Origin of the sequence: Burkholderia multivorans ATCC BAA-247 (assembly GCF_000959525.1) — a bacterium.
Classification (GTDB): Bacteria; Pseudomonadota; Gammaproteobacteria; order Burkholderiales; family Burkholderiaceae; genus Burkholderia; species Burkholderia multivorans.
In genome coordinates this window covers 3,131,142-3,144,101 of sequence record NZ_CP009832.1, presented here as the reverse complement: position 1 = coordinate 3,144,101, position 12,960 = coordinate 3,131,142, and the positions used below count along the sequence as shown (strand labels likewise).

The following is a 12,960-nucleotide window of genomic DNA, read 5'->3' as shown; positions in this document are numbered from 1 at the left end:
TTGACTGGTATTATGGTGGTTATATAATGCGTTCACTTTCGACGGCTCGCGGTCGTCGTCCGACACCCGGAGGCACATGGAAACCGGCTGGTCCGAACTGGCGCCCGATCCGCTCAGCGATACGCCGCTCTATCTGCAGCTCGCCCGCAAGCTGGCCGGCGCGATTCACGGCGGCACCTGGCGGGCCGGCGAGGCGCTGCCGTCGGAGCGCGCGCTGTCGGCGTCGGTCGGCGTCTCGCGGATCACGGCGCGACGTGCGCTCGCGCTGCTGGTCGAGCAGGGCCTCATCAGGCGCTCGCGCGGCGCGGGCAGCTTCATCACGCCGCGCGTCGCCGATCCGCTGTCGCGGCTCGTCGGCTTCACCGCGAAGATGCGCCAGCGCGGCTTCATGCCCGATTCGGTCTGGCTCGAGCGCCGGCTGCGCGCGGCGACGCGCGCGGAGCTCACGCATCTCGGTCTCGCGCCGGGCGCGACGGTCGCGCGGCTCGAACGGCTGCGCCGCGCGGACGGCATCGTGATGGCCGTCGAGCATTCGACGCTGCCGGCCGCGGTCGTGCCCGATCCGCTCGCGCTCGGCGCGTCGCTGTACGAATACCTCGAAGCGCGCGGCATGAACGTGGTGCGCGCGCTGCAGCACTTTCGCGCGGTCAACGCGACGCGCGAGATCGCGAAGTGGATGGCCGTGAAGCCGGGCGCCGCGCTGCTCGTGATCACGCGTATCGGCTACGGTGCCGACCAGCGCGCGATCGAAGTGACCGAAACGTATTGCCGCGACGACTACTACGACTTCGTCGCCGAACTGAAACGCTGACGCGCGACACTGCGCGCCGACATGCAACCGATTCGCACATCACGACGCGGATGCCCGCGTCACCCGATCCTCAAGAGAACGTCATGCTGACTGGCAACATCCTGACTCCCGACGGCTGGATACACGGCTCGCTCGACAGCGAGAACGGCCGCATCACCACCCTCGACGGCGCGCCCGCCGATCCCGCGAAGAACGACGCGCCGTACATCCTGCCCGGTTTCATCGACCTGCACGTGCACGGCGGCGGCGGCGCCGACGTGATGGAAGGCGGCGACGCGATCGAGACGATCGCGCGCACGCACGCGCAATTCGGCACGACGAGCCTGCTCGCGACGACGATGACCGCGCCGCGCGACGAATTGATGGAAGTTGTCGCGAACCTCGGCACCGCGGCGCGCATGCGCACGCCCGGCGGCGCACGCGTGCTCGGCGTGCATCTCGAAGGCCCGTACATCAATCCCGGCAAGCTCGGTGCGCAGCCGGACGCCGCCGTGTCGGCGGTGCTCGACGAAGTGCTGAAGTATCTGTCGATCGCGCCGATCCGCGTCGTCACGCTCGCGCCGGAAATCGCCGGCCATATCGAGATCATCGGCGAGATGGCCGCGCGCGGCGTGCGCGTGCAGCTCGGCCACTCGCTCGCGACGTACGACGATGCCGTCGCAGCGCTCAAGCACGGCGCGTGCGGCTTCACGCACCTGTTCAACGCGATGTCGCCGCTCCATCACCGCAATCCCGGCCTCGTCGGCGCGGCGCTCGCGCACGCCGAATACGCGGAAATCATTCCCGATCTGCTGCACGTGCATCCGGGCGCGATCCGCGCGGCGCTGCGCGCGATTCCGCGACTGTACGTCGTGACCGACAGCACGTCGGCGACCGGCATGCCCGACGGCGAATACCGGCTCGGCAGCCAGCACGTGACGAAGTGCCTCGGCGGCGTGCGTCTCGCCGACGGCACGCTCGCCGGCAGCACGCTGACGATGGACCAGGCATTGCGCAACCTCGTGTCGCTCGGTCTGCCGATCGCCGACGTGTCGAACCGGATGTCGCGCTATGCGGCCGACTACCTCGGTCTCGCCGATCGCGGCCGCCTCGAGCGCGGCGCGTGGGCCGACCTCGTCGTGTTCGATCGCGACCTGAACCTCACCGCGACCTACGTCGAAGGAGAATCGATTGTCGAATATGCTTAACGAAGCGCGCGAGTCCGCCCGGGTCGTCGCCGCGCAGCTTGCCGACACGACGCGCGTCGAAGCGCTCGCCGGCCAGCTGATGGATCATCCGCCGGCCGTCGCGCTGACGGTCGCGCGCGGCAGCTCCGATCATGCCGCGAGCTATTTCGCGAGCCTGACGATGAGCCGCCTCGGCGTGCCGGTCGCGTCGCTGCCGATGTCGGTCGCGACGCTGCAGCAGGCGCCGCTGAAGGTGCAGGACCAGCTCGCGATCGCGTTCTCGCAGTCGGGCAAGAGTCCCGATCTCGTCAATACGATGACCGCGCTGCGCGAAGCCGGCGCGCGCACGGTGGCGGCCGTGAACGTGCTGCCGTCGCCGCTCGCCGACGCGTGCGAGCATCAGTTGCCGCTGTTGGCCGGCCCCGAGCTGTCGGTCGCGGCGACGAAGAGCTACATCGCGATGCTGTCGCTGTCCGCGCAGATCGTCGCGTTCTGGCAGCGCGACGCCGCACTGATGACGGCGCTGCGCGGGCTGCCCGACGTGCTCGCGCAGGCGGGCGCGCTCGACTGGTCGCCGGCCGTCGACGCGCTCGCCGGCGTCGAGCGGATGATCGTGATCGGCCGCGGCCTCGGCCTCGCGATCGCGCAGGAAGCCGCGCTGAAGCTGAAGGAAACGTCCGGCATCCAGGCCGAGGCGTTCTCGAGCGCGGAGGTGCGTCACGGCCCGATGGAACTGATCGACCGCGACTACCCGCTGCTCGTGTTCGCGCCGCCGGGCCCCGAGCAGACCGGCCTGCTGCAGCTCGCCGACGACATGCGTGCCCGCGGCGCGGCCGTGCTCGTCGCGGCGCCCGCCGGCACGCCGGGCGCGACGCTGCCGCTCGCATCGTCCGCCCATCCGGCGCTCGACCCGATCGCCGCCATTCTTTCGTTCTACGTGATGGCGGCCGAGCTTGCCGTCGCGCGCGGCCGCAATCCCGACACGCCGCGCCACCTGAACAAAGTCACCGAAACGCACTGATAGCCGAGACAGCCGATGAGACGCGCCGAGGAGTCCCAGTTGAAGAGTTCCACCCACGATCAGATCGTCCTGCTTGCCCCGCTGACGGGGCCGATCGTCGCACTGGCCGACGTGCCCGATCCGGTGTTCTCCGGCGGGATGTTCGGCGACGGCATCGGCATCGATCCGCTTGCCGGCAAGCTGGTCGCACCGTGCGCGGGCATCGTGTCGCATCTCGCGCGCACGGGGCACGCGGTGACGATCACGACGCCGCACGGCGCGGAAGTGCTGCTGCACATCGGCATCGACACCGTCGAGCTGAACGGGCAGGGCTTCACCGCGCGCGTCGAAGCCGGCGCGCGCGTCGAAGCGGGCGACCTGCTGATCGAGTTCGATCAGGACGCGGTCGCGCGCACTGCGCATTCGCTGGTATCGGTGATCGCGATCGCGAATTCCGATGCGTTCGACGTGATCGAGCGCGCGAGCGGTTTCGCGACGGCCGGCGAGACGCCGCTGCTCACGCTGCGCGGCAAGGGCGAGGCCGCCGCGCAAGCCGCGCAGGCGGGCGCAGCCGCGATGAACGAAGTGCGGCGCGAGCTCGTGCTCACGCAGCCCGGCGGCCTGCATGCACGGCCGGCCGCACGTGCGCGCGAAGCGGCGCGCGGGCACGACGCGCACGTCGAAGTGCATTTCGACGGCCGCAAGGCGCCGATCGAAAGCGTCGTCGGCCTGCTCGGTCTCGGCGCGGGCGAACGTGCGACGGTCGTGCTCGTCGGCCGCGGCGCGCATGCGCAGCAGGCCGTCGATGCGGTTGCCGCCGAGCTGCTGCGCGAAGCGCACGGCGAGGCCGAGGAAAAGCCGGCGCGGCTGACGTCGCCGGCGCCGCAGCCGGTCGCGAACCGCAGCGGCGCGCCGCTCGCGCCGAACACGCTCGCCGGAGTCTGCGCGGCGCCCGGCATCGCGGTCGGCACGCTGGTGCGGCTCGACGACGCCGACATCGTGCCGCCCGAACAGGCCGCCGGCACGCCGGCCGCGGAAAGCCGCCGTCTCGATCAGGCGCTGAAGACCGTCGATGCGGAACTCGACGGCACCGTGCGCAGCGCATCGGCGCGCGGCGCGGTCGGCGAAGCGGGCATCTTCGCGGTGCACCGCGTGCTGCTCGAGGATCCGACGCTGATCGACGCGGCGCGCGACCTGATCAGCCTCGGCAAGAGCGCGGGCTTCGCCTGGCGCGCGACGATCCGCACGCAGATCGACACGCTGTCGAAGCTCGACGACGCGCTGCTCGCCGAGCGCGCGGCCGACCTGCGCGACATCGAGAAGCGCGTGCTGCGCGCGCTCGGCCACACGAGCGGCGCGGTACGCGCGCTGCCCGACGAGGCCGTGCTCGCGGCCGAGGAATTCACGCCGTCCGATCTGTCGTCGCTCGATCGCGCGCGCGTGACCGCGCTCGTGATGGCGCGCGGCGGTGCGACCTCGCATGCGGCGATCATCGCGCGGCAGCTCGGCATTCCGGCGCTCGTCGCGGTCGGCGACGCGCTGTACGCGATTCCGGACGGCACGCAGGTCGTCGTCGATGCGAGCGCCGGGCGGCTCGAACATGCGCCGACAGCGCTCGACGTCGAACGCGCGCGCCACGAGCGCGAGCGTCTGGCCGGCGTGCGCGAAGCGAACCGCCGGATGGCCGGCGCGGCGGCCGCGACCGCCGACGGCCGCGCGATCGAAGTGGCCGCGAACATCGCGACGCTCGACGACGCGAACACCGCCGTCGACAACGGCGCGGATGCAGTCGGCCTGCTGCGCACCGAGCTGATGTTCATCCACCGGCAGGCCGCGCCGACGATGCTCGAACATCAGCAGAGCTATCAGGCGATCGTCGACGCGCTGCAGGGCCGCACCGCGATCATCCGCACGCTCGACGTCGGGGCCGACAAGGAGGTCGACTACCTGACGCTGCCGCCGGAACCGAATCCCGCGCTCGGACTGCGCGGCATTCGCCTCGCGCAGCTGCGTCCCGATCTGCTCGACGATCAGTTGCAGGGCCTGCTCGCGGTCAAGCCGTTCGGTGCGGTGCGCATCCTGCTGCCGATGGTCACCGATGCGGGCGAACTGGTGCGGCTGCGCAAGCGCATCGACGAATTCGCGCGCGCGCAGGGCCGCACCGAGCCGATCGAGGTCGGCGTGATGATCGAGGTGCCGTCGGCCGCGCTGCTCGCCGATCAGCTCGCGCAGCATGCAGATTTCCTGTCGATCGGCACCAACGATCTCACGCAATACACGCTCGCGATGGACCGCTGCCAGGCCGATCTGGCCGCGCAGGCCGACGGGCTGCATCCGGCCGTGCTGCGCCTGATCGACCTCGCGGTGCGCGGCGCGGAAAAGCACGGCAAGTGGGTCGGCGTATGCGGCGCGCTCGGCGGCGATCCGCTCGCGGTGCCGATCCTCGTCGGCCTCGGCGTGACCGAACTGTCGGTGGATCCGGTATCGGTGCCGGGCATCAAGGCGCGCGTGCGCCGTCTCGATTACGCGTTGTGCCGTCAGCGTGCGCAGGATCTGCTCGCGCTCGATTCGGCCCACGCGGTCAGGGCAGCAAGCCGCGAGATCTGGCCGCTCGACTGAGTCGTCGGCGGCGGGCTCGCGGCCCGTTTTACTACGAAAGCAATCAAGTCAACGACGAGACAATGGACTGGAGGACTGAATGGACGGGAATCCGTTTCTGAAGATACAGAGCCTGGGACGGGCGCTGATGCTGCCGATCGCGGTGTTGCCGGTCGCCGGCATCCTGCTGCGGCTCGGGCAGCCGGACGTGTTCAACATCAAGATGATCGCCGATGCCGGTGGCGCGATCTTCGACAACCTGCCGCTCTTGTTCGCGATCGGCGTGGCGGTCGGCTTCGCGAAGGACAACAACGGCGTCGCGGCGCTCGCGGGCGCGATCGGCTATCTGATCGAAACCGCGATCATGAAGGACATCGACCCGAAGCTGAACATGGGTGTGCTGTCCGGCATCATCGCGGGTGTCGTGGCCGGCCTGCTGTACAACCGCTACAAGGACATCAAGCTGCCCGACTACCTCGCGTTCTTCGGCGGCAAGCGGTTCGTGCCGATCATCACGGGGCTCGTATGCGTGGTGCTCGGCATCGTGTTCGGCTACGTGTGGCAGCCGATCCAGCATGCGATCGATGCGGCCGGGCAGTGGCTGACGACGGCGGGCGCGATCGGTGCGTTCGTGTTCGGCTTCCTGAACCGGCTGCTGCTCGTCACGGGGCTGCACCACATCATCAACTCGCTCGCGTGGTTCGTGTTCGGCAACTTCACGCCGCCCGCCGGCGGCGAGATCGTGCACGGCGACCTGCATCGCTTCTTTGCGGGCGATCCGACCGCGGGCACCTTCATGGCCGGCTTCTTCCCGATCATGATGTTCGGCCTGCCGGCCGCGTGTCTCGCGATGCTGCACGAAGCGCCGAAGGAGCGTCGCGCGATGGTCGGCGGCCTGCTGTTCTCGATGGCGCTCACGTCGTTCCTCACGGGCGTGACCGAGCCGATCGAGTTCAGCTTCATGTTCCTCGCGCCGGTGCTGTACGTGATCCACGCGGTGCTGACGGGGCTGTCGCTCGCGATCTGCCAGATCCTCGGCGTGAAGCTCGGCTTCACGTTCTCGGCCGGCGCGATCGACTACGTGCTGAACTACGGGCTATCGACGAAGGGCTGGATCGCGATTCCGCTCGGCATCGCGTACGGCATCGCGTATTACGCACTGTTCCGCTTCTTCATCCGCACCTTCAACATGGCGACGCCGGGCCGCGAGCCGGCATCGGCCGATGCGGCGAGCGAATCGTATGCATCCGGCGGCTTCGTCGCGCCGGCCGCCGGCGCTGCGGGCGCTGCGACGGCCGCGGCCGCCGCGCCGCGCGCGCAGCGCTATATCGCGGCGCTCGGCGGTGCGGGCAACCTGAGCGTCGTCGATGCATGCACGACGCGTCTGCGTCTGACCGTCGTCGATCCGGCGAAAGTGTCGGAGCCGGAGCTGAAGTCGATCGGTGCGCGCGGCGTGCTCAAGCGCGGCGGCAACAGCGTGCAGGTCATCATCGGGCCCGAGGCCGACATCATCGCGGACGAGATGCGCGCGGCGATCGGCGGCGGCGCAGCAGGCGCGGCCGTGAACGCGACGGCGCCTGCGGGCGCCGTCGCGGAGCCCGCCACAGGCGCGGCAGCCGGCCCGCTCGATCCGGAGCCCGCACGCTGGCTCGCGGTGTTCGGCGGCGCGACGAACGTCGTGTCGCTCGACGCGATCGCGACCACGCGTTTGCGCGTCGTCGTGCGCGATCCGTCGGCGGTCGATCGCGAGCGCCTCGGCACGCTCGACGTCGCATGGGTGTCGTCGGACACGCTGCACATCGTCTGCGGCAACGCGGCTGCGCGCTACGCGCAGCAGCTCGGCGCACGCCTGCCGTCGGCCGGCGACGGCGCGGCCGCACAACCGGCTTGACGCGACGACGCCGGCCCGCATCCGCATAGCGGATCGGCGGCCGGCCGGCAAAACGGAAACGGCTTGCGATGCGATCGCAAGCCGTTTTGTTTTGGCACGGCGCGCGGCAGCGCCTGACCGCCGCCGCTGCTGTGCGACGTCACTTGCGCGCCACGCGCACCGACGCTTCCTGCTGCTTTTGGCGCGCCTCGAGCCACATCGCGTTGACGATCCCGAACGACAGCGCGACGCCGATCCCGAGAATCCAGCTGAAATACCACATGATCCGACTCCTTGCGAAACGGGGGAGCGGCGCGGCGCGCCTGCGCGCGCCGGCCGCGTTCAATACATCGAGTGCGTGTTCTCGTCGAGCACCTGACGCGTGACCTTGCCGCGCATCACGCGATAGACCCAGCTCGTATAGACGAGGATGATCGGCAGGAACACGATCACGGCGAATAGCATCACGAGCAGCGTCTTCTCGCTCGACGTCGAATCCCAGACGGTCAGGCTGCTCGTCGGGTCCAGCGACGACGGCATGATGAACGGGAACATCGAGAAGCCGGCCGTGAGGATCACGCCGACGATCATCAGGCCCGTGCAGAAGAACGCGGTCTTCTCGCGGCGCGAGCCGGCGAGCAGCGTCGCGAGCAGCCCGCCCGCGATGCCGACGACGGGCGCCGCGATCATCCAGGGATAGTCGCGGTAGTTCGCGAGCCACAGCCCGGCGCCGGACGCGACCTCCTTCAGCAGCGGATTGGCGACCGTGCCGGCGGGCGCGGCACGCGTGATGTGAAAGCCGTCGACATAGGCGGCGACCAGCACGCCCGCGAGCGCGAACAGCACGACCGCGACGAACGACGACACGCGCAGCGCGACCGACGCACGGCGCGCGATCATGCCGTCGGTCTTCATCTTGATGAACGCGGCGCCGTGCGCGACGAGCATCGTCAGGCTGACGAGCCCGCAGAGCACCGCGAACGGATTCAGCAGCGCCCAGAAGCTGCCGTGATAGCTGACGCGCAGATCGGTATCGAAGCGAAACGGCACGCCCTGCAGCAGATTGCCGAACGCGACGCCGAACACGAGCGCCGGCACGAAGCCGCCGATGAACAGGCCCCAGTCCCAGCCTGCGCGCCAGCGCGGGTCCGTGCGCTTGCTGCGATAGTCGAAGCCGACCGGCCGGAAGAACAGCGCGAACAGCACGAGCAGCATCGCGAAGTAGAAGCCGGAGAACGACGCGGCGTAGACGAGCGGCCACGCGGCGAACATCGCGCCGCCGGCCGTGATCAGCCATACCTGGTTGCCTTCCCACGTCGCGCCGACCGTGTTGACGATGATCCGGCGTTCGTCGTCGGTCTTGCCGAGGAACGGCAGCAGCGCGGTCGCGCCCATGTCGAAGCCGTCGGTGACGGCGAAGCCAATCAGCAGCACGCCGACGAGCAGCCACCAGATCAGCTTGAGCGTTGCATAGTCCATAGCGATTCCTTGTGTCGTTGCGGGGGCGTGCTCATGCGGCCGCGTGTTCGCGTGCGGCCGCCTGCTCGTGGTGATAGCGGCCGGTGTGCAGCGACGACGGGCCGAGGCGCGCGTACTTGAACATCAGCGTGATTTCGATCACGAACAGCGCGGTGTAGAACACGATGAACCCGGCCAGGCTCAGGTACAGGTCGGTCGGCGTGAGGCTCGACGCCGACAGATGCGTCGGCAGCACGCCCGCGATCGTCCACGGCTGGCGGCCGAGCTCGGCGACGACCCAGCCGAATTCCGCCGCGAGCCACGGCAGCGGGATCGCCCATACCGCGTAGCGCAGGAACCAGCGGCGGTTGTCCTGCAGCAACTGGCGGCGCGCGCAGAACCAGAACGCGGCGATGAAGGTCGCGAGGAACAGGAAGCCGAGGAACACCATGATGCGGAACGAGAAGAACACGGGCGCGACCGGCGGAATCGTCTTCTTCGCCGCCGCTTCGATCTGCGCGGGCGTCGCGTCGGTCACGTTCGGCGTGAACTGCTTGAGCATCAGCCCGTAGCCGAGATACTGCTTGTGCTCGTCGAACAGCGCGCGCGTCGCGGCGCTCGTGTCGCCGGCCTTGATCTTCTGCAGCGCACCGTACGCGATCATGCCGCTCTGGATGTGCGCCTCGCTGCGCTTCGCGAGCTCGCGCAGGCCGATCACGGGCTCGTCGATCGAGCGCGTCGCGATCAGGCCGAGCGCATACGGAATCTTGATCGCGTAGTCGGTGCGCTGCGCTTCCTGGTTCGGGATGCCGATCAGCGTGAACGACGCCGGCGCCGGCTGCGTTTCCCATTCCGATTCGATTGCGGCGAGCTTCATCTTCTGCACTTCGCCGGTCGTGTAGCCCGATTCGTCGCCGAGCACGATCACGCAGAGCGTGGAGGCGAGGCCGAAGCCGGCCGCGACCGCGAACGAGCGCAGCGCGAAGTCGACGTCGCGCTTTTTCAGCAGATACCACGACGACACGCCGAGCACGAACATCGCGGCCGTCACGTAGCCGGCCGACACCGTGTGCACGAACTTCACCTGCGCGACCGGGTTGAACAGCACGTCGAACAGGCTCGTCAGCTCCATGCGCATCGTCTGGTAGTTGAACTCGGCGCCGACCGGATTGTTCATCCAGCCGTTGGCGACGAGGATCCACAGCGCCGACAGATTCGAGCCGAGCGCGACGAGGAACGTGACGATCAGATGCTGCACTTTCGACAGGCGGTTCCAGCCGAAGAAGAACAGCCCGACGAACGTCGACTCGAGGAAGAACGCCATCAGGCCTTCGACGGCGAGCGGCACGCCGAAGATGTCGCCGACGTAGTGGGAGTAGTACGACCAGTTCGTGCCGAACTGGAATTCGAGCGTGATGCCGGTCGTCACGCCCATCGCGAAGTTGATGCCGAACAGCTTGCCCCAGAACTGCGTCATGTCCTTGTAGACCTGCTTGCCGGTCATCACGTAGACGGATTCCATGATGACGAGCAGCCAGGACAGGCCGAGCGTCAGCGGGACGAACAGGAAGTGGTAGAGCGCCGTGATGCCGAACTGCAGACGTGACAGATCGACGACTTCGCTACTTATCATGGTGGTCTCCCTCGGTAGAAGCGGGTGCCGGTACCGAGAGCAGCTTCTCGGCGACGGCGGCAGGCGGCAGCGACATGTGGTCAGCCTGCGGATGATTGAAGAATGCGTATTTGAGCGACATCAACAGGATCAGCTTGAAGATCAGCACGAGCGTGATGTCGCGGGCGAGGGTCGGGCCGTGCGCCCACGCGACGACGCGCGCGCGCCAGCCGCGCGGCCGGGCCGGTTCCTGATTGATCGAGATCAATGCCGTTTTCCCTGAAACGATTTAAAGCGGTTTTGGCGCGACTTTATGCGGAATATGTGACGGCTGTTAAGCTGTTTTAATCCTTTTGCGCGGGATATGCCAATTTTAAAAGCGCGCATTTGCAATGCCGAGTGCTGCGCTGCGGCAGACCGTCGCGAAGCCAGTGGAAAAACTTGAGGCAGATCAAGGTTTTGCGGAGCATGCTCGAGAACGGGCAAATGCACGCGCAAAGCCGAAGCCGTGAATGGGCGAAAAAAAACCGCTGCCGGGTGGCAGCGGTTTTCGGTGATGCGTTCGGGATCGTCGGATTATGCGTATTCGGCGAGTGCCGTGCGCATCTTTTTCATTGCGCTCGCTTCGATCTGGCGGATACGCTCCGCGGAGACGCCGAATTCGGCCGCGAGATCGTGCAGCGTCGAGCCGCCCGAGCCGTCGTCGTCGACGTGCAGCCAGCGCGCCTCGATGATGCGGCGGCTGCGCGCGTCGAGCGCGTCGAGCGCCTGGGCGATGCCGTCCGTCTGGAGCATGTCGCGCTGGCGCGCAGCCAGCACGGCGGTCGGCTCGTTATGCGAATCGGCCAGATAGGCGATCGGCGCGTACGATTCCTCGCCGTCCTCGACTTGCCCTTCGAGCGCGATGTCGCCGCCCGACAGGCGCGTTTCCATCTCGGTCACCTCTTCGCGCTTCACGTTCAGTTCCTGCGCGAGACCGTCGATCTCCTCGGGCGTCATCGCCTGCATGCCTTTCTTGTGGCTGCGCAGGTTGAAGAACAGCTTGCGCTGCGCCTTCGTCGTCGCGACCTTCACCATCCGCCAGTTGCGCAGGATGTACTCGTGGATTTCGGCCTTGATCCAGTGAATCGCGTACGACACCAGGCGCACGTTTTGCGCCGGATCGAAACGCTTCACCGCTTTCATCAGACCGATGTTGCCTTCCTGGATCAGGTCGCCGTGCGGCAGCCCGTAGCCGAGATAGTTGCGCGCGATCGACACGACCAGGCGCAGGTGCGACAACACCAGGCGGCGCGCGGCCTCCAGGTTGTTATTTTCGCGGTATTCGGTCGCGTACTGGCGTTCCTCTTCGGCGGTCAGCAGCGGAATGCGGTTGACGGCCTGGATGTACGCATCGATGTTGCCAAGCTGACCCGGCAACATCGAATGAGTTGCGAGCGCCAGCGAGCCTGCCGATTCGGCCTTGGCCGGCGTCGGGCTCAGGGTATTCGGGAGGGTCAGGGCGTTGCTCACTAAAAACTCCTTTGGAATCAGGGATGAACCCTGGTCTCGGGTTAGATTCCGAGGCCAATCTTAGCACTCCGTGGAGCCGAGTGCTAATACCTTAGAGGCCGTGCGGACATCGGAGTTCCCGGTTATCTATCAAAATAGTCGAGTCGATAGTCTAGGGTTCGACCGGAGGCGCAGTCGCGAGTTCCGATAGTGGCGGCCGGCGACCCGAATCGGCAGACGGTTTCGATTTTTGTAGTTTTGGAAGCAAACAATTTCGCTTCGCGATGCCGATCGGAAAAGTCCTTTACCATACCATTCAGTTCGCTCGAGCACGGCCGCGCGGCCGGCTCCATTCAACCCACAAAGTTGGAGTGTCAGATGAACAAGAAGAAGAACCGCCGGCCGCGTAGCCGGATCGTCCTGCATGCCGCGGTCGCGGCCTCCCTGCTCGCCGGATCGGGGCTGGCTTTCGCCGACCGCTGGGGCATCCAGGCGGGCGGCGGCTTCTCGGATCGCCACGGTATCGACAAGGCCGATCTGGCCGTGGTGTGGGATCCCGGCTGGAACTGGTGGGAAATCGGCGGATGGCACTTCGCGTTCGTGCTGGAAGGCCATGTCGGTTACTGGCATACGGGCGGCAACATTCACGGCAATATCGGCGAATTCGGCGCGACGCCGATGTTCCGCTTCATCAAGAGCGCCGGCCAGGTCCGGCCGTTCATCCGAGGCCGGCGCCGGCGTGCGGCTGCTCACGCACCCGACGATTTCCGACAACTTCTCGATGTCGACCGCCTTTCAGTTCGCGGACGTCGTCGGCGTCGGCGCGCAATTCGGCGAACGGCAGCAGTATCAGGTCGGATACCGCTTCCAGCATGTGTCGAACGCGGGTATCAAAGAGCCGAATCCTGGGGTAAATTTCCACCAGTTCTACGTGCAGTACAACTTCTGATCCGC

Annotated in this window: 10 protein-coding genes and 1 pseudogene; 6 read left to right on the top strand and 5 right to left on the bottom strand. The window is 67.5% G+C overall.

Annotated features, from left to right (window positions below):
- Positions 1–76: 76 nt before the first annotated feature.
- The 5 genes from NP80_RS27065 (at position 77) to nagE (ending at position 7,466) form a co-directional block, all read left to right on the top strand.
- A complete protein-coding gene (locus NP80_RS27065) occupies positions 77–811 on the top strand; it encodes a GntR family transcriptional regulator (RefSeq protein WP_006398219.1) in 735 nt (244 codons plus the stop codon).
- An 83-nt stretch (positions 812–894) separates the two neighbouring features.
- Positions 895–1,998 carry an N-acetylglucosamine-6-phosphate deacetylase gene (gene nagA / locus NP80_RS27060; protein ID WP_006408764.1) on the top strand — a complete coding sequence of 368 codons (1,104 nt, stop codon included), beginning with the start codon at positions 895–897 and terminating at the stop codon, positions 1,996–1,998.
- On the top strand, positions 1,991–2,998 hold the full coding sequence (locus NP80_RS27055) for an SIS domain-containing protein (protein WP_035488852.1): 1,008 nt from the start codon (positions 1,991–1,993) through the stop codon (positions 2,996–2,998). The genes nagA and NP80_RS27055 overlap by 8 nt, the downstream gene beginning before the upstream one ends.
- Before the next feature lie 15 nt (positions 2,999–3,013).
- On the top strand, positions 3,014–5,596 hold the full coding sequence (gene ptsP, locus NP80_RS27050; protein WP_035488854.1) for a phosphoenolpyruvate--protein phosphotransferase: 2,583 nt from the start codon (positions 3,014–3,016) through the stop codon (positions 5,594–5,596).
- 79 nt (positions 5,597–5,675) lie between these two features.
- Positions 5,676–7,466, top strand: a complete 1,791-nt coding sequence (nagE, locus tag NP80_RS27045) for an N-acetylglucosamine-specific PTS transporter subunit IIBC (protein WP_006406647.1) — start codon at positions 5,676–5,678, stop codon at positions 7,464–7,466.
- A 139-nt stretch (positions 7,467–7,605) separates the two neighbouring features.
- On the opposite strand, the gene cydX is transcribed toward nagE, so the two are convergent.
- The 5 genes from cydX to rpoH form a co-directional block, all read right to left on the bottom strand.
- The gene (gene cydX / locus NP80_RS30460; RefSeq protein WP_006406646.1) at positions 7,606–7,728 is read right to left on the bottom strand and encodes a cytochrome bd-I oxidase subunit CydX; all 123 of its coding nucleotides are present in this window, start codon (positions 7,726–7,728) and stop codon (positions 7,606–7,608) included.
- 59 nt (positions 7,729–7,787) lie between these two features.
- Complete coding sequence (cydB, locus tag NP80_RS27035) at positions 7,788–8,924, bottom strand: cytochrome d ubiquinol oxidase subunit II (protein WP_006406645.1); 1,137 nt, start codon at positions 8,922–8,924, stop codon at positions 7,788–7,790.
- 31 nt (positions 8,925–8,955) lie between these two features.
- A complete protein-coding gene (locus tag NP80_RS27030) occupies positions 8,956–10,536 on the bottom strand; it encodes a cytochrome ubiquinol oxidase subunit I (RefSeq protein WP_006406644.1) in 1,581 nt (526 codons plus the stop codon).
- Complete coding sequence (gene cydP, locus NP80_RS27025; protein ID WP_006406643.1) at positions 10,526–10,783, bottom strand: cytochrome oxidase putative small subunit CydP; 258 nt, start codon at positions 10,781–10,783, stop codon at positions 10,526–10,528. The genes NP80_RS27030 and cydP overlap by 11 nt, the downstream gene beginning before the upstream one ends.
- A 308-nt stretch (positions 10,784–11,091) precedes the next feature.
- Entirely contained in the window at positions 11,092–12,027 is a 936-nt protein-coding gene (gene rpoH / locus NP80_RS27020; protein WP_006406641.1) for an RNA polymerase sigma factor RpoH, read from the bottom strand.
- A gap of 357 nt (positions 12,028–12,384) precedes the next feature.
- Here rpoH and NP80_RS27015 point away from each other — a divergent pair.
- Positions 12,385–12,955, top strand: a pseudogene (locus NP80_RS27015) (acyloxyacyl hydrolase).
- The last annotated feature ends 5 nt before the right edge of the window (positions 12,956–12,960 follow it).